The 18,355-nt window shown below is 68.4% G+C and carries 19 protein-coding genes; 13 read left to right on the top strand and 6 right to left on the bottom strand.

Annotated elements, in window-relative coordinates:
* Nucleotides 1-4: 4 nt before the first annotated feature.
* Genes QLQ86_RS19735 through QLQ86_RS19720 form a run of 4 tightly spaced genes read left to right on the top strand, consistent with a single transcriptional unit; the run spans nt 5 to nt 4,245 of the window.
* Nucleotides 5-913 (top strand): hypothetical protein, encoded by a 909-nt coding sequence (locus tag QLQ86_RS19735; protein ID WP_282818139.1) that lies wholly within the window; start codon nt 5-7, stop codon nt 911-913.
* Nucleotides 910-2,265, top strand: a complete 1,356-nt coding sequence (locus tag QLQ86_RS19730; RefSeq protein ID WP_282818138.1) for an NADH:flavin oxidoreductase — start codon at nt 910-912, stop codon at nt 2,263-2,265. The genes QLQ86_RS19735 and QLQ86_RS19730 overlap by 4 nt, the downstream gene beginning before the upstream one ends.
* Before the next feature lie 7 nt (nt 2,266-2,272).
* Nucleotides 2,273-3,826, top strand: a complete 1,554-nt coding sequence (locus QLQ86_RS19725) for a c-type cytochrome (RefSeq protein ID WP_282818137.1) — start codon at nt 2,273-2,275, stop codon at nt 3,824-3,826.
* A 26-nt stretch (nt 3,827-3,852) separates the two neighbouring features.
* Nucleotides 3,853-4,245, top strand: a complete 393-nt coding sequence (locus QLQ86_RS19720; RefSeq protein ID WP_282818136.1) for a hypothetical protein — start codon at nt 3,853-3,855, stop codon at nt 4,243-4,245.
* Between the two features lie 97 nt (nt 4,246-4,342).
* On the opposite strand, the gene QLQ86_RS19715 is transcribed toward QLQ86_RS19720, so the two are convergent.
* The 5 genes from QLQ86_RS19715 to QLQ86_RS19695 form a co-directional block, all read right to left on the bottom strand.
* Nucleotides 4,343-4,681 (bottom strand): hypothetical protein, encoded by a 339-nt coding sequence (locus tag QLQ86_RS19715; RefSeq protein WP_282735565.1) that lies wholly within the window; start codon nt 4,679-4,681, stop codon nt 4,343-4,345.
* A gap of 189 nt (nt 4,682-4,870) precedes the next feature.
* Nucleotides 4,871-5,911: a fatty acid desaturase gene (locus QLQ86_RS19710; protein ID WP_282818135.1), complete on the bottom strand. Its 1,041-nt coding sequence runs from the start codon at nt 5,909-5,911 to the stop codon at nt 4,871-4,873.
* 259 nt (nt 5,912-6,170) lie between these two features.
* A complete protein-coding gene (locus QLQ86_RS19705; RefSeq protein WP_282818134.1) occupies nt 6,171-7,739 on the bottom strand; it encodes a PAS domain-containing sensor histidine kinase in 1,569 nt (522 codons plus the stop codon).
* The gene (locus tag QLQ86_RS19700) at nt 7,739-8,407 is read right to left on the bottom strand and encodes a 2OG-Fe(II) oxygenase (RefSeq protein WP_282818133.1); all 669 of its coding nucleotides are present in this window, start codon (nt 8,405-8,407) and stop codon (nt 7,739-7,741) included. The genes QLQ86_RS19705 and QLQ86_RS19700 overlap by 1 nt, the downstream gene beginning before the upstream one ends.
* Entirely contained in the window at nt 8,404-9,024 is a 621-nt protein-coding gene (locus QLQ86_RS19695; protein ID WP_282818132.1) for a CoA pyrophosphatase, read from the bottom strand. Before QLQ86_RS19695 ends, QLQ86_RS19700 begins: the two co-directional genes overlap by 4 nt.
* Nucleotides 9,025-9,127: 103 nt before the next feature.
* On the opposite strand from QLQ86_RS19695, the gene QLQ86_RS19690 reads away from it, so the two are divergent.
* The gene (locus QLQ86_RS19690) at nt 9,128-9,685 is read left to right on the top strand and encodes an NUDIX hydrolase (RefSeq protein WP_282735560.1); all 558 of its coding nucleotides are present in this window, start codon (nt 9,128-9,130) and stop codon (nt 9,683-9,685) included.
* A 21-nt stretch (nt 9,686-9,706) separates the two neighbouring features.
* Here QLQ86_RS19690 and QLQ86_RS19685 read toward each other — a convergent pair whose 3' ends face one another.
* Entirely contained in the window at nt 9,707-10,462 is a 756-nt protein-coding gene (locus tag QLQ86_RS19685) for an SDR family NAD(P)-dependent oxidoreductase (protein ID WP_282818131.1), read from the bottom strand.
* Between the two features lie 169 nt (nt 10,463-10,631).
* On the opposite strand from QLQ86_RS19685, the gene QLQ86_RS19680 reads away from it, so the two are divergent.
* From QLQ86_RS19680 to QLQ86_RS19645, 8 genes are all read left to right on the top strand, one after another.
* Nucleotides 10,632-11,582 carry a sugar-binding transcriptional regulator gene (locus QLQ86_RS19680; RefSeq protein ID WP_282818130.1) on the top strand — a complete coding sequence of 317 codons (951 nt, stop codon included), beginning with the start codon at nt 10,632-10,634 and terminating at the stop codon, nt 11,580-11,582.
* Between the two features lie 149 nt (nt 11,583-11,731).
* Entirely contained in the window at nt 11,732-13,051 is a 1,320-nt protein-coding gene (locus QLQ86_RS19675) for an ABC transporter substrate-binding protein (RefSeq protein ID WP_282818129.1), read from the top strand.
* Nucleotides 13,052-13,123: 72 nt separating this feature from the next.
* A complete protein-coding gene (locus tag QLQ86_RS19670; RefSeq protein WP_282818128.1) occupies nt 13,124-14,014 on the top strand; it encodes a carbohydrate ABC transporter permease in 891 nt (296 codons plus the stop codon).
* A gap of 17 nt (nt 14,015-14,031) precedes the next feature.
* On the top strand, nt 14,032-14,922 hold the full coding sequence (locus tag QLQ86_RS19665; protein WP_282818127.1) for a carbohydrate ABC transporter permease: 891 nt from the start codon (nt 14,032-14,034) through the stop codon (nt 14,920-14,922).
* A gap of 12 nt (nt 14,923-14,934) precedes the next feature.
* The gene (locus QLQ86_RS19660; protein WP_282818126.1) at nt 14,935-16,080 is read left to right on the top strand and encodes an ABC transporter ATP-binding protein; all 1,146 of its coding nucleotides are present in this window, start codon (nt 14,935-14,937) and stop codon (nt 16,078-16,080) included.
* 11 nt (nt 16,081-16,091) lie between these two features.
* Nucleotides 16,092-16,778, top strand: coding sequence for an HAD family hydrolase (locus QLQ86_RS19655; RefSeq protein ID WP_282818125.1), 687 nt, complete (start codon nt 16,092-16,094; stop codon nt 16,776-16,778).
* A gap of 38 nt (nt 16,779-16,816) precedes the next feature.
* On the top strand, nt 16,817-17,605 hold the full coding sequence (locus QLQ86_RS19650) for an L-iditol 2-dehydrogenase (protein WP_282818124.1): 789 nt from the start codon (nt 16,817-16,819) through the stop codon (nt 17,603-17,605).
* Nucleotides 17,606-17,682: 77 nt separating this feature from the next.
* Entirely contained in the window at nt 17,683-18,318 is a 636-nt protein-coding gene (locus tag QLQ86_RS19645) for a nucleoside/nucleotide kinase family protein (RefSeq protein ID WP_282818123.1), read from the top strand.
* The last annotated feature ends 37 nt before the right edge of the window (nt 18,319-18,355 follow it).

Here is an 18,355-nt window from a genome sequence, read left to right as displayed (position 1 = left end):
AGTCATGGCCAGGCGACTGAGCATTCCCGGTCTCGTCAACCTGCTGGAGGTGAGCGACGCCCGGGAGATTCGCCGGCTGGATGCCGAGCCGCACCTCGACCGCCACCTGGCACCCGCCGGCGGGCTGGTCAATCGCCTGCGCCTGGCCCGCCTGCGCCAGGCTTTCGTGTTCGACGGCGAGCCGCTGCCCGCCCTGCTGGCCCGCGAGGCGGAGGGGCGCGCGTCTCGCCATGCCGAGCTGGGCTTGCGCCTTGAGGAGCGCACCGAGGTATCGTCCTGGCGCCAGGACCCAGCCTTCAAGACCCTGGTGGAGGCGGTGGCCGGCCAGGCCGAGGCCGAGGCGCTGGGACCCGCCGCCCAGGGGCTGCTGGGGCGGTTGTTCCGCGACGATTATCGTGCCGACGAGGCGAGCTATGCGGCGGCCCGGCTGCTCGATGCCTATCCCCGCGGCAACGTCCTGCGCGCCCTGGGCCAACGGCTCACCGGGCGCCTGCGCCGCGCCCGGCGGCTGCTGGCCGCGCGCGCCCGGGGCGAGCCGCTGGCCCTGCACGCCACCGGCATCGCCGTGCATAACCTGGTGGCGTCGCTGACGGCGATGCGCGAGCTGGCGGCGACTCCCCAGGCTCACGGTCTCTCCCTGGCGGCGGTGCTGGGCCGCACCCTGGCGGCGCCGGAGACGTTGCTGCGCCGGGTACGGGCGCCGCTGTCGACGCCCTGTGCGCCGCGCCGGCTGGAACCCGGCGACCTGGTGGTGCTGCGCCTGGCACAGGCCGCCCGGGGGAGTGGTGATCGTGAACTGGCCTTCATGGGTCAGAGCTGGGCGCGCTGCCCGGCCCAGGGCTTCATCCTGGCGCTGCTGGCGGCGGTCTGGGAGCAGGCCATGGCGGTGCGGCAAGGAGGGCGAGGCGCATGAGCGAGGACGTCATCTTCACGCCGCTGACGTGGCGCAACATCGAGATCAAGAACCGCCTGCTGCGTTCGAACGTTTCCGGGCGCTTCGACAACGAGGACGGCAGCCTGACCCAGACCCGCATCAACTGGGAGTGCCGCTTCGCCCGCGGTGGGGTGGGGGCCATCCTCTCCTCCTTCGTGCCGGTGCAGATGGAGGGGCGCATCGTCGCCGGCTACGCCACCATCCACCGCGACGACTTCATCCCGCTCTGGCAGCGTCTCGGTGAGGCGGTGCACCGCTTTGACTGCAAGTACATCCTGCAACTCAGCCACTCCGGCCGGCAGATGGACCTGCCGGGAGTGCACAACCAGCATCGGCGGGCCCCCAGCGCCACCGACCACAAGGAGTCGCTGCACGGCTTCCTGTGTCGCGCGATGACCGGCCACGAGGTCGAACGCACCGTCGAGGCCTTCGCCCGCGGCGCCTGGCGCGCCCGAGAGGCGGGGCTCGACGGCGTGGAGCTGCACGCCGCCAACGGCTATCTCTTTACCCAGTTCCTGAGCTCGGCGATCAACGACCGCCGCGACCGCTACGGCGGCTCGCTGATGAACCGGGCGCGTTTCCTGCTGGAAGTGATCGAGGCGATCCGCGACCGGGTGGGGCCGGACTTCCACCTGCAGGTGAAGATCAGTGCCGTCGACCACAACGACGTGCTGCCCTGGGAGGGCAAGGGCAACAGCCTGGCGGAGACCCTGCAGGTGTGCCGGTGGGCCGAGACCGCCGGCGCCGATGCCCTGCACGTCTCGCTGGGCAGTCTCTTTCCCCACCCTCTCAACCCGCCCGGGGATTTCTCCTTCGAGACCATCGCCAGCACCTACGATGCCATGCTCTCCTCCGGAGTCGACACCTTCCGCAACTACCTGCTGTTCCGCTACCCGGCGCTGCGCTGGATCTTCCGCTGGCTGTGGTTCCGCCAACGGCGCGGCCGCGAGGTGGAGGGCATCGGCCTGGACGAGGCGCGCGCCATCCGTGCGGCGGTGACCATCCCGGTGATCAGCACCGGCGGCTACCAGCGCGCCTCGCTGGTGCGCGAGGCCATTGCCTCGGGCGCGTGCGACGCGGTCTCCAGCGCCCGGGCGCTGATCGCCAACCCCGACCTGCCGCGCCAGTGGCAGGCCGGCCACGACACGCCGGAGAACCCCTGTACCTTCTGCAACAAGTGCCTGCTCAATGCGCCCAAGAATCCCCTGGGCTGCTATGAACTCGAGCGCTTCGGCGGCGACCACGAGCGCATGCTCGAGTCCCTGATGGCCATCTACGAGACTCGCCCCGAGCTGCAGTTGCCGCCGGTGCCGACGTCCCACACCCCGTGAGGCCGCCATGAGACGCCAGGAGCCCCCCGTCACCGCCGTGCAGCATGAGGCCAGCCGTAGTCGCCGGCGACGCCTGCCGTTGACCCTGCTGGTGCTGGGCGTGGTGGTGGCCGGCGTGCTGGTCCTGGCGATCGGCGTGCCCACCCTGTGGCGCTACAGTGGCGAGTCGGTGCGCCACTACGCCGACCCGGAGGCGCACTTCCGCCACGGCTCCATCGGCAGCGAGCCGGAAAGCGGCCTGCCGGTGCGCCTGTGGCGAGTGTTGCCCGAGCTCTTCCCCGAGACGCTGGGCGAGGAGGGCTATGCGGCCTTCGGCTTTCTCTACGCCCCGGGCGACAGCCTGGAGGCGGGCGACCTCCCCATCGGCGTGGGCACCCGCGAGGTGCGCGGCGTGGAGCTGGGCTGGCTCAACTGTGCGGTGTGCCACACCGGCACGGTGCGCCAGTCCCGCGAGGCGCAGCCGCGACTGCTCTCGGGCATGCCCGCCAACAACCTGGACCTCTACGGCTTCATCGACTTCCTGCTGGAGGTCGCCGATGACCCGCGGCTGGCGCCGGATAGCGTGCTCGCCGCCATGGAAGAGCAGGGCCAGGATCTGGGGTGGATCGAGCGGCTGGTGTGGCGTCATGCGGTGCTGCCCCGGGTGCGCGAGGGGCTGCTCGCGACCCGGGCGCGGCTCGCCCCGCTGCTGGCGGCGCAGCCGGCCTGGGGGCCGGGGCGGGTCGACACCTTCAACCCCTACAAGCTGATCCAGTTCGATCGGACCCTCGACGACCTGACGGCGGGCGAGCGGATCGGCACCGCGGACTTCCCGTCGATCTTCCTGCAGCGTCCCCGCCAGGGCATGGACCTGCACTGGGACGGCAACAACGCCTCGCTGCAGGAGCGCAACCTGAGCGCCGCCCTGGGCGCCGGGGTCACCGAGGAGAGCGTCGACCACGCCGCCATCGAGCGAGTGGCCGATTGGCTGCTCGACCTCGAGCCGCCGCCGAGCCCCCACGCCCCGGATGCCGAGAGTGTGTCGGCCGGCAAGGCGCTCTTCATGCGCCAGTGTGCCGATTGCCATGGCTACCAGGAGGGCGAGCGCTTCGTCTTCGAGGGTGGGCGGCTTGGCGAGGTGGTGCCCAACGCCACGCTCGATGTCGACCCGGCGCGCCTGGACAGCTACACCGAGAGGTTGCGTCGCGACCAGCTCACCCTGTTCGCCGATGACGAGCGCTATCGCTTCCGCCACTTCCGCAAGACCCACGGTTACGCCAGCCAACCCCTCGACGGGCTCTGGCTGCGCGCCCCCTACCTGCACAATGGCTCGGTGCCGACCCTGCACGATCTGCTGCTGCCCCCGGAGGAGCGCCCCACGGCCTTCGTCCGTGGCCTGGACGTGCTGGACGGCGACAAGGGCGGCTTTGTGGCCCCCGACTGCACTCCGGGGGAGCCCCTGGACGAGGGCTTCTGCTTCGACACCCGCCTGCCCGGCAACGGCAATCAGGGCCATGGCTATGGCACCGGGCTGGCGGCGGAGGAGCGGGCAGCCCTGCTCGACTATCTGCTCACCTTCTAGCGGCCGACCGGCCAGGGAGCCTCGCTATGCAGACCTCACAGGACGCATTCCGGACCTTTCGACGGGTGATGCGCGCCGGCATTGCGCTTAACGTGCTGCTCGGCCTGTGGCTATGGTGGTGGCCCGCCGGTTTCCTCGAGATCATCGGGGCCGACCTGGCGGCGCCCCTGACCTGGCCACGCTACGCCGGCCTGGCCATGCTGGCGGTGGGGCTGCTCTACCTGCCGGCCGCCCTGGCGCCACTGCACAACCGCCTGGTGGCGCTGCTGTCGACCCTGTTCCGGGGCCTCTTCGCACTGTTCTTCCTGTTCGCGGCTGGGCCGTTGTGGTTGCTGGCGTTCTACGAGGCGCTACTGGCCGTGTTGCAGGGCGTGACCTTCTGGCGGGCCTGGCGAGCGGACCTGATGGCCAAGCCTTAGGCGTCTGCCGGTCAGACAGGAAGACGGGGCCCGCGATGGCTCGCGGGCCCCTGGACAATATGCGGCGGTGTGGAGAATGGCGCAGAGCGATGCGTCGCTATTCGGCACCGGCCCCATTCCGGAAGTGTTCCCAGGCATGGTGGTAGAGCACGCCGGCATAGCCGTTGCGCTGCATGATCTTGAGGATCTTCGCCGGGTCACTGCCATCCAGGGCCTTGTGGAGTTTTGCCCGCTGCTCGTCATCGAGATCTTCGTACCAGTGGAAGGGCTCGCCCTGAGCATTACCGTCCTCGGCCTTGCGCATCAGGTCGATCTCGATGCGCCCGCCATGCCGATACAGGATGTCGTAACCCTCCTGCAGGTGGCTCCTCGGGACATCGCTCGGCTTCTCGAGGCCTTCCAGAACGTCGTAGTAGTAGTAGCTCAGCGGTTGCATGTGGCTCCTCCAGAGGTATGCCGTGGCTCATCCCTACTGGCCTGTTTCCCTGTTCTCCATCCTGCCTCAGGCAGGACGGCAAGCTCAATGGAAGAATACACGCCATCCTCAAATCCGTTCCACCCCGCGATCGTGATCCCGAGAGCCGCCCGTCGACAGTGACTACGGCTTCCTCGACGAGGTCACGGTCTAACGGGAACGGTCGGTGGCCGCCCTGTGCGTCTCGGCGAAGGAGACCAGGCGACGCTGCTCCTCGTCCCACAGCACGAGCCGCACCGACGCCAGGCTTTCTCGCAGGCTGACACGGCCGATATGGCGGAGTGCGGGATGGTCGCGCAGCACTTCGGACAGCCGGTAGGAGGGGATGCGGCTGCAGAGATGATGAACATGGTGGATCCCGATATTGGCCGTGAACCAGCGCAGGGGGGCCGGCAGGTCATAGTGGGAACTGCCGTGCAGTGCCGCCTCGTGGAACGTCCAGTCGTCGTCGTGCTCCCACAGGGTGTCCTCGAACTGGTGCTGGACATAGAACAGCCAGACGCCGATCGATGAGGCGAGCAGCGTGATGGGCAGTTGCACGAGCAGGAAGGGGATCATGCCGACCAGCCAGATCATGGTGGTGACGAGCAGGGCGATCGCCGCATTGGTGCTCATGGTGCTCAGCCAGGGCATCCAGCCCGCGCGCATGAAACCCACTGGCAGTCGATGGTCCAGGACGAACAGGTACGTCGGGCCGACACCGAACAGCACCAGCGGGTGCCGATACAAGCGATAGAGGAGCCGCTGCATTCGCGGCAAGCCTCGGAACTCGCGCACGGTCAGGGTGTCGATGCCGCCGACACGCGGACGATCGAGATTGCCGGAGTTGGCATGATGGAGGGCATGGCTGTGTCGCCAGAGATCGTAGGGCGTCAGGGTCAAGACGCCGATGGCTCGTCCGACCCAGTCATTGGCAGTTCTGGAACGAAAGAATGACCCGTGGCTGCAGTCGTGCTGGATCATGAACAGGCGCACGAGGAACCCCGCGGCGGGCACGGCGAACAACAGGCCAAGCCAGTAGCCGGCGCTCAGGGTGCCCCACATCAGTAGCCAGAGGGCGGCTAAGGGGATCACCGTGACCGTGAGTTCCAGGACGCTGCGCGCCAGGCGTGGCGTGCGGTACTCGCCCAGGGCGCGCTTCAATGCCCGTGGCTCGGCGGTGATGTCGATAGTCGGCGCTTGGGAATCCATGTGCAGGCTCCTGACCGGACCCGACACGCCATTCTGGGCTCACTGCGGGGCGCGTGTCCGGGGCTTGGGGAAGGGCGCTGCGGACCCGCTCCCGCTTGGCCAACGGATCTGCATGCCCTGAGGCTGTAGGTTGGCGTCCATCACGCACGCTTTCTGTACGGTACCGCACGCATATCGGGACGTTCGTCGGTATGGCCCCGCATGATCGCCTCTTGCCCACCGGCCTTCAGCGCGGACATGGCCATGGCCCCGTCAAGCATCAGCGTATCGAAGTCCCGGGTTCGCAGAGCAATGTTCCGGCAAAGGTGGCACCGTCGGCGCCGTCGTCGAGCAGCAACTGCAGGTCACCGCCCATGGCCTCCATCAGCGAGTGGCTGATGGCGAGGCCCATCCCCAGTCCTTCGGGCCGGCTGGTGTGGAAGGGGGCGAAGATATGCTCTCGCACAGACGCCGGTACACCGGGGCCGCGGTCACTGACCGTGAGGACGACCTCCCGAGGGCCCGTGCGCCGGGCGCGGATCACCACCCGGTCGGCGTCGGGCCGGCCGCGGCTCGCCTCCAGGGCGTTGAGCAGCAGGTTGACCAGCACCTGCTCCAGGGCCACCGGGTCGGCCAGCACCCGGGGCAGGCCGTCCTGGAGGTCGTGCTCCAGCGCCACGCCGGCCTGCTGGTACTGCCACTCGCAGAGCCGGCAGGCGGCGTCGATGACCTCGTGCAGCATCACCGGCCGGGGGCGCGTCTGCCCCTTGCGCACGAAGGTCCGGATATGGCGCAGCCGCTCGGCCAGGCGCTGGACCTGCGCGTTGATGCGCGTGAGGGGCAGGCGTAGCTCATCGACGGAACGGGGCGGGTCGGCGGCGAGATGCATCAGGGCCCCGCTGGCGTAGTTGGCGATGGCGCCCAGCGGCTGGTTCAGCTCGTGGGCGATGTTGGAGGCGAGCTCGCCGGTGGTGGCCAGACGGTTGGCATGGGCGATCTGCTCCTGATGGCGGCGCTCCTGGGCCTCGGCGGCCTTGCGCAGGCCGATATCGCGGTTGAGCAGCGAGAGGTGGTCGGGCTCGGCGCCGAGCGCCGAGTGGGCCATCACTACGCTGAGCACCGGCACGGGCCCGTGTGGGCCGCGCATCTCGAGCTCGCCGCTCCATGATCCGTAGCGCGCCACGGCGGGCAGCACGATCTCGCGCAATATCGCCAGGGCGTCAGGGGTGTAGGCCTGATCGAGGGGCGCCTCACTGTCTTCCCGGAAGCGTCGTGACGGACGGGAGAGCAGCCGGCGAGCGGCCTCGTTGGAATAGAAGATGCGCTCGTGGCCGTCGACGAACAGCACATAGTCGGTGGTCGACTCCACGACCCGGGCCAGGCGCTCGCGGTGGGCCTCGATGCAGATGCGCCGACTCACGTCCCGTGAGACACAGAGGATATCGATCAGCTCGCCGGTGGCCGGGTCGCGGCGCGTGCGGCTGGTGGTCTCGAACCAGACGTAGTGGCCATCCCGGGCGCGGAAGCGGTAGGTCTGCTGGTAGAAGCCGTCGTGGTAGTAGACCCGCGGTGACTTGTTGAGCAGGTCGCTGAGGTCCGCGGGGTGGAAGAGGTCGTAGGCGCAGACCCCGATCAGTGCCTCGGGCTCATAGCCGAGCAGGTCCCGGGCCGCCTGGGAGGCGTAGAGGAAGGTGCCGTCCCGGGCGTGGCGGGAGATCAGGTCGGTGGTGCTGTCGGCGAGCCAGCGGTAGTGCGCCTTCTCGGCCTCGAGGGCCACGTTGTGCGCCTCAAGCTCGGCGAGGCGTGCCTGCAGTCGTTGTGCCTCGCCCATCGCGGACCCATCCGTCATCAGCGCGCGGGGTCCACGAGGCCGCCCAGGGAGGCGTTGCGCCGGAACCAGCCGGCGATGCTGGCCCGCGGCAGGCGGGTCGGCAGCACCTCGTGGGGCACGCTCTCGGAGAGGAAACAGGCGAAGGTGCCGGCCTCGGGGCGGACCCGGACCAGCTCGCGCTCCGGGTCCTCGGCGGCGAAGATCACCATCTCGCCACCGCCGTCGGCGGGCCAGTCGGGGTTGAGGTAGCCCACCGTGGAGACCACCCGGTTGGCTCGGCCACGGAAGCTGTCGAGATGCCGCCGGTAGAAGGCGCCGGACGGATAGTGGGCGAAGTGGGCCTCGTACTCGAAGAGCCCCAGGAACAGCGCCCGGTTGAGCTCCTGCTGCAGCGCGCCCATGGCCTCCAGGTAGCGGCGGCGGGCGCGGCTCTCGCGGTCCAGCCAGCGGATGGCGTCGCCGCGAATGTCCCGGCGCAGGGCATGCTCCTGGCCGCGGCCGATGCCGGCGGCGTCCAGGGCCTCCCGGTCGGCCATGGCGCCGAGCTCCTGGTACAGTTCGGCGCACAGGTCGGCGGGGATAAATGCCTCGCCGACGTACCAGCCTTGCGCCACCAGGGCGTCGACCAGCTCGGCCAGCCGTTCGCGGGGCAGAGCGGTGCAGGCGGGGATGACGGTCGTCGTCATGGGCTTGAGACCCGGCGCTCGGGGCGGAAGAGCAGCTCGCCCGGCGGGCGCTCGAAGAGATTGATCGGCATGGCGAAGCCCTCGGCGAGCAGTTCCACCAGCATCATCGCGGAGAGCCCCCAGATCACGTGGCCATCGGTGCGGTAGCTGGGCACGTAGTAGTCGCGGCCATCCACCCGGATCACGTCGGTGTGGGTGCGCTGGTCCTCGAGAAAGTGCGATAGCGGCACCTCGAAGATGGCGTCGAGCTCGCCCGGGTCAGGGACGAGCGGCAGGTCGGGCGCGATCAGCCCCACCCAGGGGGTGACGCGCAGGCCATGCAGCGAGACCACGTCCGACAGCCGGCCGAGCAGCTCCACGCGCTCCGGCGGCAGGGCGATCTCCTCCCAGGACTCACGCAGCGCGGTGGCCAGCAGGTTGCTATCCTGTGGTTCGCGCTTGCCCCCGGGGAAGGCTACCTGGCCGCTATGGGTATTGAGATGGTCGGCGCGGCGGGTGAACAGCAGGGTCGGCTCGGGGCGGTCGACGATGGGCAGCAGCACCGCGGCTTCGGGCAGGCGCAGGCCGACCCGGCGTGGCCGGTGTGCTTGCAGGCGTTCGCGAAGGTTCTCTAACATGGGGTTTCCATCGGGTTTGATTCCTTCTACTCGGCCGCCATGAGCGGCGTCAAGCCCTGACCGGGTGGCCGTCATGCCGCCCGCCAGCCTGCCAGGGAGCGCCATGAACTTCTGCAGTCACTGTGGCCATACCGTGCGCTTCGCGATTCCCGACGGGGACGACCGGCCGCGCTACTTCTGCGACGAATGCGGCACCATCCACTACCAGAACCCGCGCATCGTTGCCGGCACCCTGCCAGTGAGCGGCAGCCGGGTGCTGCTGTGCCGCCGCGCCATTCCCCCGCGCAAGGGCTACTGGACCCTGCCGGCGGGCTTCATGGAGAACGCCGAGACCACCGTCGAGGCGGCCGCCCGCGAGACCCGCGAGGAGGCCTGTGCCGAGGTCGAGATCCATGGGCTCTATACCCTGATCAACCTGCCACACATCGACCAGGTCTACATGATCTTCCGTGCCGATCTCGCCGGCGGCTTCGAGGCGGGGCCCGAGAGTCTCGAGGTGGCGCTGTTCGAGGAGCACGAGATCCCCTGGGACGAGCTCGCCTTTCCCACCATCGAGCGCACCCTGCGCCACTTCTACGCCGATCGGCGGGAGGCCGCCTTCCCGCTGCATGTCAGCGACATCACCGCCGAGGATCGCGAGCGCTACTTTGGCAGTGCCTGACGGGGGCAGCGCCTGAGCGACTCAGTCGCGCTCGACGTGGGTCGGCGACCAACTTTGCCGGGTCGGCATGATCTCCATAAAGTTGATATTGATGTGGTCCGGCAGCGTCGCCACGTGGAAGATCTGCTCGGCGATGTCCTCGGCCTGCAGTGGCGTGGTGTCCTGGTAGAGCGCCTCTGAGGCGGCCTGGTCGCCCTTGGTGCGCACCAGGGTGAACTCGGTCTCGGCCAGGCCCGGGGCGATGTCAGTGACCCGCACGCCAGTGCCCTTGAGGTCGCAGCGCAGGTTGTAGCTGAACTGCTCGACGAACGCCTTGGTGGCGCCGTAGACGTGGCCGCCGGCATAGGGCCACTTGGCCGCCGCCGAGCCGATGTTGATGATGCTCGCCCCGGCGCCGGTGGCGATGAGCCGCGGCAGCATGGCATGGGTGACGTTGACCAGGCCGGTGACGTTGGTGTCGATCATGGTGTGCCAGTCGGCGAGGTCGACCTGCTGCGATGGCTGGGGGGCCAGCGCCAGGCCGGCGTTATTGACCAGGCAGGTGACCTCGCGAAACTCGGCGGGCAGCCCCTCGACCGCGCGGGCCACCGCCTCGGCATCCCGCACGTCCAGGGTGAGGGTCAGCACCTCGACCTTTCCCTCGAGCTCTTGCTCGAGTGCCGCCAGGCGTTCGCTGCGGCGGCCGGTGAGGATCAGCGACCAGCCAGCGGCGGCGAAGCGGCGAGCGGCGGCGCGGCCGAAGCCGGACGTGGCACCGGTGATCATGGCGATGGGCATGGGGACTCCTCCTCGAAGAATGGTGTCTCGAACCCTGCATCATAGGCCGGGCAGCGAGGCGTCTCCAGTGGTCGGTCACCCCGGGCATAACCTGACACCTGGCATTGTGCCGGGAGGCGGCCCCGGTATCATGGAAGCCGGACTCGGGCGGAACCAGGAGACCAAGGCCATGGACAAGTTCGAACGCAAGCTGGACCAGGCCGCACGCGCCGCCTGGATGTCCTATGTGGGGGGCATCACCCAGGACGAGATCGCCCAGCAGCTGGGTGTCTCCCGCCCCGGGGTCCAGCGCCTGCTTGCCCTGGCGCGCCAGGAGGGGCTGATCAAGGTGCGTATCGATCATCCGATTTCGGCCTGCATGGCCCTGGCCGCGGCGATCCGTGACCGCTATGGCCTCGACTACTGCGATGTGGTCCCGGCCGAGCCGGACGCGCCCGACGGCGCCGCCTACTACCTGGCGGCGGCCGGTGCGGAGCGCATCTCCCGCCTGGTGGTACGCAGCGAACCCTTGACCCTGTCGCTGGGCACCGGGCGTTCGGTGCGCGCCACCGTGGAGGCCATGAGCCGCCATGACCGCCCGCAGCACCGCTTCGTCTCGCTGGTCGGCAATGTGGCTCGCGACGGCTCCGCCAACCGTTATGACGGTGTGGTGGTGCTGGCCGACAAGACCGGCGGCGAGCGCTTCCTGCTGCCGACCCCGGTGGTGGCCGACTCGGTGGAGGAGAAGCAGGCCATGCTCGGCCAGCGGCTCTTCCAGGCCATCACGGAGGTCGCCAGGCAGGCGGAGGCGGCCTTCATCGGCGTGGGGCGCATCGACCGTCAGGCGACCCTCTTCCAGGACCATTTCATCGATCAGAGCGACCTCGAGGAGCTGCTGCGGCTCGAGGCCGTCGGCGAGCTGCTGGGCTGGCCACTGGACCGCGAGGGTCGGGTCATCGACTGCTCCATCACCCGTCGGGTCACCAGCCTGCCGCTGGAGATGCTGCGCGACCAGCCCCTGGTGGCCCTGGCCGGCGGCCGCGAGAAGGCCCCGGCGCTGCTCGCCGCGCTGCGGGGCGGCTGGCTGAAGGGCCTGGTCACCGACGAGACGGCCGCTCGCTGCATCATCGAGCCGTCGTGACGCCGTGCATCATCCGTAACCGCTGATTCATTGGGCCAAAGTCTAAGGCCGAATCTTTGCGTTTTCTGGCGTCGTGTTCGATCATTTGTTCGTAGTCTGATCAATATGATCAGTATAACAATGCCAAGATGTCCCCAGAGGATCCCGTTATGAGAGTCATCCGCCATCTCCCCCTGACGACCTTGACCGCAGCCATCGCCGTCGCCGGCCAGGCCCAGGCGCAGACCGAGATCACCGTCGCCACGGTCAACAATAACGACATGGTGATCATGCAGAGCCTGACCGACGCCTTCGAGCAGGCGCATCCCGACATCGAACTGGACTGGGTGGTGCTCGAGGAGAACGTGCTGCGCCAGCGCCTGACCACCGATATCGCCACCGAGGGTGGCCAGTTCGACGTCATGACCATCGGCACCTACGAGGTGCCCATCTGGGCCGAGCGGGGCTGGCTGACGCCCCTCGACGACCTGCCCGAGGACTATCAGGTCGATGACCTGCTGCAGACGGTACGCGATGGTCTCTCCCATGAGGGCACCCTGCATGCGCTGCCGTTCTATGGCGAAAGTTCGATGATGTATTACCGCACGGACCTGTTCGAGGAGGCGGGCATCGAGGTGCCCGAGCAGCCGAGCTGGGAGCAGGTGCGCGAGTGGGCCGGCCAGCTCCACGACCCCGACAACGAAGTCGCCGGGATCTGCCTGCGCGGCAAGCCGGGCTGGGGCGAGAACATGGCCTTCGTCTCGACCCTGGTGAATACCTTCGGCGGGCGCTGGTTCGACATGGACTGGAACCCCGAGCTCGACTCTCCCGAGTGGCAGGAGGCGATCGGCTTCTACGTTGACCTGCTGAACGACTACGGGCCGCCCGGGGCCAGTTCCAACGGCTTCAACGAGAACCAGGCGCTGTTCTCCAGCGGCAAGTGTGCCATCTGGGTCGATGCGACCTCGGCAGCGGGGCGCATCTACAATCCGTCGGAATCCCAGGTGGCCGACAGTCTGGGCTTCGCCCAGGCGCCGGTGGCGAAGACACCCAAGGGTTCCCACTGGCTGTGGTCCTGGGCGCTGGCCATCCCGACCTCCTCGGAGAAGCAGGAGGCGGCCAGGGCGTTCATCACCTGGGCGACCTCACGGGAGTACATCGAACTGGTCGGCGAGACCGAGGGCTGGACCAGCGTGCCGCCGGGGACTCGTGAGTCCACCTATGCCAACGAGAACTACCAGCAAGCGGCGCCCTTCGCCAACTTCGCCCTCGAGGCCATGCAGAGTGCCGACCCCACCGATTCGACGCTGGAACCGAGCCCCTACACCGGCGTGCAGTTCGTCGGCATTCCCGAGTTCCAGTCCATCGGCACCCAGGTGGGCCAGACGGTGGCTGCGGCCCTGACCGGCGACATGACGGTCGAACAGGCGCTGCAGAGCGCCCAGCGCGCCACGGAGCGCACCATGCAGCGCGCTGGCTACCTCGACTGATCGATGCCAGCCGCTCCCGGCCGGGGTTTCCCGGCCGGGTCCATTTCCCTACCTGGTCTCGCGGGTACTCCCATGAACAAGACACGCGCTTCCGGCCGCACCGTCGGGGGGCTCAGGACCCTGTCGCTGCAGGCGCCGGCCGTCACCCTGCTTTTGATGTGGATGCTGGTCCCCCTGGGGATGACGATCTGGTTCTCCTTCCAGCGCTACAACCTCCTGATGCCGGGCATGACCGGCTTCGCGGGGCTGGAAAATTACGAATACCTGTTCACCGATCCCGCCCTCTGGTCGGCCATGGGCACGACCCTGCTGCTGGTCGGCTGGGTGCTGGCGATCACCGTGGTGGGCGGCACCCTGCTGGCGGTGCTCTTCCAGCAGGAGTTCGCCGGACGCGGCATCGCCCGGGTGCTGGCCATCTCGCCGTTCTTCGTCATGCCCACGGTCAGCGCCCTGGTGTGGAAGAACATGATGATGCACCCCTCCAACGGGGTCCTCTCCTGGGTTGCCGAGTCCTTCGGCCTGACGGCCGTCGACTGGTTCTCCTCGCTGCCGCTGACCTCGATCATCATCATCGTGGCCTGGCAGTGGCTGCCCTTCGCCCTGCTGATCCTGCTCACCGCCATGCAGTCGCTGGACGAGGATCAGGTGGAAGCGGCGCGCATGGATGGTGCCGGTCCGGTCGCCATCTTCTTCTTCATCACCCTGCCGCACCTCAAGCGGGCGATCAGCGTGGTGATCATGATCGAGATGATCTTTCTGCTAACCATCTTCGCCGAGATCTTCGTCACCACCTCGGGAGGCCCGGGGCTCGCCACCACCAACCTGGCCTACCTGATCTACATCCGTGCCCTGCTCGACTTCGACGTCGGCATGGCCTCCGCGGGCGGGGTGGTAGCCATCGTCCTCGCCAACATCGTCGCCATCTTCCTGGTCCGCATGGTGGCCAGGAACCTGGAAGACTAGGGCAACGGGAGCACCTCATGACCACTGCAAGAACCAAGCAACTCGGGACGCAGAGCGCCGCGATCCCGCTGGCGCCCCGGCCCTCCCTGCTGGCCTCGGCCGGCGTCAGGAAGCTCGGCCTGGCCGTGCTCGGCTGGACCGTCGCCTGCGTGATCTTCTTCCCGATCTTCTGGATGGTGCTGACCGGCTTCAAGACCGAGGCGGCGGCCATCGCCGACCCCAGCCTGATCTTCTCGCCGACCCTGGAGAGCTACCAGGCGGTCCATGACCGGACGGGCTATGCCCGATTCGCGATCAACAGCGTGGTGGTGGCTTTCGGCTCGACCCTGCTGGCACTGCTGATCGCCATCCCCTCCGCCTACTCGATGGCCTTCCTGCCCACCAGGCGCACCAAGGGCACCCTGCTGTGGATGCTCTCCACCAAGATGCTGCCGCCGGTCGGGGTGCTGGTGCCGATCTACCTGATCTTCCGCGACGTGGGCCTGCTCGATACCCGCACCGGCCTGATCATCGTCTACACCCTGATGAACCTGCCGATCGTGGTGTGGATGCTCTACACCTTCTTCAAGGACATGCCCAAGGACATCCTCGAGGCGGGGCGCATGGACGGGGCGAGCACCCTGCAGGAAGTGCTCTTCCTGCTGATGCCGCTGACCCTGCCGGGCATTGCCTCCACCGGTCTGCTGTCGGTGATCCTGAGCTGGAACGAGGCCTTCTGGAGCCTCAACCTCACCTCGTCGAATGCGGCACCGCTGACCGCCTATATCGCCTCCTTCTCCAGCCCCGAGGGGCTGTTCTGGGCCAAGCTCTCCGCGGCCTCGACCATGGCCATTGCCCCGATTCTCGTCCTCGGTTGGATGACCCAGAAGCAGATGGTGCGCGGCCTGACCTTCGGCGCCGTCAAGTAAAGGGATACTCAGATGTCAACATTACAACTCAAGCAGATCACCAAGCGCTTCGGCGAGACCGACGTCATCCGTGGCGTGGACCTGGAGGTCAACGACCGGGAATTCGTGGTCTTCGTCGGCCCCTCAGGCTGCGGCAAGTCGACCCTGATGCGCATGATCGCCGGCCTGGAGAGCGCCTCCTCGGGCGACATCGTCATCGATGGCCAGCGCATGAACGACGTGGGGCCCGCCGATCGCGGGCTGGCCATGGTGTTCCAGAGCTACGCGCTCTATCCGCACATGACCGTCGAGGACAACATGGGCTTCAGCATGCGGCTGGCCAGGGTGCCCAAGGAGCAGCGCCGCCAGAAGGTCCTCGAGGCGGCCAGGATCCTGCAGCTCGAGCCCCTGCTGGACCGCAAGCCCAAGGCACTCTCCGGTGGCCAGCGCCAGCGCGTGGCCATCGGCCGGGCCATCGTCCGCAATCCCAGCATCTTCCTCTTCGACGAGCCGCTCTCCAACCTCGACGCGGCCCTGCGCGTGCAGATGCGCATCGAGCTGGCGCGGCTCCACGAGGAGCTCGACGCCACCATGATCTACGTCACCCATGACCAGATCGAGGCCATGACCATGGCCGACAAGATCGTGGTGCTGCATGACGGCGAGGTGGAGCAGGTGGGCTCGCCCATGGAGCTCTATCACCACCCTCGCAACCGCTTCGTGGCAGGCTTCATCGGGTCGCCGAAGATGAACTTCCTGGAGGTCGGGCTCGAGCGGGCGCATGCCGAGGGCGTCGGCATCCGGTTGCCCGGCGGCGGAACCTGCACCGTGCCGGCGGATGGCAGCGAGCTGGCGGTCGATTCAAGCCTGGAGCTCGGCATCCGTCCCGAGCACCTGCTGCTCGATGACCAGGGACCGCTGGAAGGGGAGATCCAGGTCCTCGAGCGGCTGGGTGGCCAGACCTCGCTCTACGTCCAGATGGGCGAGACGCTGGTCACCATCATGGCCGATGGCGACGTGGTGCATTGCGTCCACGAGACGGTGCGCTTCGGTTTCGAGCCGGGGCGGGCGCATCTCTTCGATGCCAGCGGACTGGCCCTGCCCAGCCTGCACCAGCACCCCCTGGCAGGCCTGACGCGCCGGGACAACCGCGTTGCCTCCGACGCCGACAGCCTGTGACGGATGCGCTCATGGACACCCTGATCTTCGACTGTGACGGCGTGCTGGTTGACAGCGAGGCGATCGCCGAGGCGACGCTGGTGGAGCTGCTGGGCGAGTGGCTGCCGGACCTGGACGCCGACACCGTGCTCAGCCAGGCACTGGGCATGACGACCGCCAATATCCTGCGCCACCTGGAGGGCCTGAGTGTACATCGCCTGCCGCCGGCGGCCACCGCGCGGGTGGACGAGACCATCGAGGCGCGGCTGGCTCGGCAGCTCCAGGCCATGCCGGGGGTGGCCGAGGCGATCGCCGCCATCGACCTGCCCAAGGCGGTGGTCTCCAACAGCCGCCGGCAGCGGGTGCTGGCATCCCTGGCGACCACCGGGCTGGACCGGCTGCTGGGCGAGTCGCCGGTGTTCACGGCGGACCAGGTGGCCCATCCCAAGCCCGCCCCCGACCTCTACCACCTGGCGGCCGGTGAGCTGGCACGTCTCCCCGGGGACTGCCTGGTGGTGGAGGACAGCGTCTCGGGCGTTACCGCCGCCCATGCCGCCGGCATGACGGTGATCGGCTTCACCGGGGCCAGTCATGTCGAACCGGGGCAGGAGCGCCGACTGATGGCCGCGGGTGCCTGGCGGATTCTCGAGCACATGCACGGGCTCGAGTCCCTGGTCGACGACTGGCGGCAGAGCCGCCTGCGTGCCATGACCCGATGACAAGACTGACCCCACGGACAGAACAACAGGACGACACGATGAAACTCGACAACAAGACCAGCGTCATCACCGGCGGGGCCCGAGGCATCGGCCTGGCCATCGCCCAGCGCTACCTGGCCGAAGGCGCCAATGTCGTGGTCGCCGATATCGACCCGGCCGCCATCGACGAGGCCCTGGCCACGTTGAAGGGTGAGGGGCACGGCGACGAGCGGCTGATGGGCGTGCGCCTCGACGTCTGCGACCGCCAGGCCATCGACGCCATGGTGGAAGGCGTCAGCGCCCGTTTCGGCGGCATCGACATCCTGGTCAACAACGCCGCCGTCTTCGGCATGGAGCCGGTGCTGGAGGTGACCGAGGCGAGCTACGACCGCCAGTTCGCCGTCAACGTCAAGGGACTGTTCTTCACCCTCCAGGCCGTGGCCAGGGCGATGGTGGCGCGTGGCCAGGGGGGCAAGATCATCAACATGGCCTCCCAGGCGGGGCGCCGTGGCGAAGCACTGGTGAGCACCTACTGCGCCAGCAAGGCGGCGGTGATCAGCCTGACACAGTCCTGCGGGCTGGGGCTGATCGAGCACGGCATCAACGTCAACGGCATCGCCCCCGGGGTGGTGGATACCCCGATGTGGGAGGAGGTGGATGCGCTCTTTGCACGCTACGAGAAGCGCCCCCTCGGCGAGAAGAAGCGCCTGGTGGGCGAGGCGGTGCCGGCCGGGCGCATGGGTCGGCCCGACGACTACGGCGGCGCCGCGCTCTTCCTGGCCAGCGACGACAGCGACTACGTGGTCGCCCAGACCCTCAACGTCGACGGCGGCAACTGGATGAGCTGAGCCATGTGCGATATCTCAACCATCGACGAGTTCACTGCCGAGCCGCGCGACCGATGCGACAGACGAGGTTTGATGCCATGACACCCACTCCCCACGCCGACTCCCTCAACCCGGTAACCCGGCGGATCCTTGCTGCGGCGGAGGGGCGCCAACGCCTGCTGGTGGCCCTGGCCGGGCCGCCCGGCGCCGGCAAGTCCTACCGCTCGGAGCAGCTCCTGCAGGCCATCGACGACGCCCTGCCGGGGCAGGTGGTGGTGGTCCCCATGGATGGCTACCACTTCGACAACGCGGTGCTCGGCGAGGCGCAGCTGCCGGTGAAGGGCGCGCCCCATACCTTCGACGCCGAAGGCCTGAGGGTCGACCTGGAACGCATTCGCCGCGCGGATGCCGCGGTGGCGGTGCCGGTGTTCGACCGGCCCCTGGACCTGGCCCGTGCCGGGGGCCGGCTGGTCACCCGCGAGCACCGCATCGTCATCGTCGAGGGCAACTACCTGCTGCTCGACCAGGGGCCCTGGCGCGCCCTGCATGGCCTCTTCGACCTGAGCGTGATGCTCGAGGTGGACGACGCGACCCTGGAGCAGCGCCTGATCGAGCGCTGGCTGGCCATGGGCCGCGACGCCGATGCCGCCCGTCGCAAGGCCCTGGACAAGGACATGCCCAACGCCCGACTGATCAAGACCACATCCATCCCGCCCGACCTGGTGTGGCGCTGACGCCGTGCCGTGGTCGGTCGCGCCGAGCATGACTCGG

The organism is Halomonas rhizosphaerae (assembly GCF_030012485.1).
Lineage (GTDB): Bacteria > Pseudomonadota > Gammaproteobacteria > Pseudomonadales > Halomonadaceae > Halomonas > Halomonas rhizosphaerae.
This window is presented reverse-complemented; position numbering and strand designations above follow the sequence as displayed.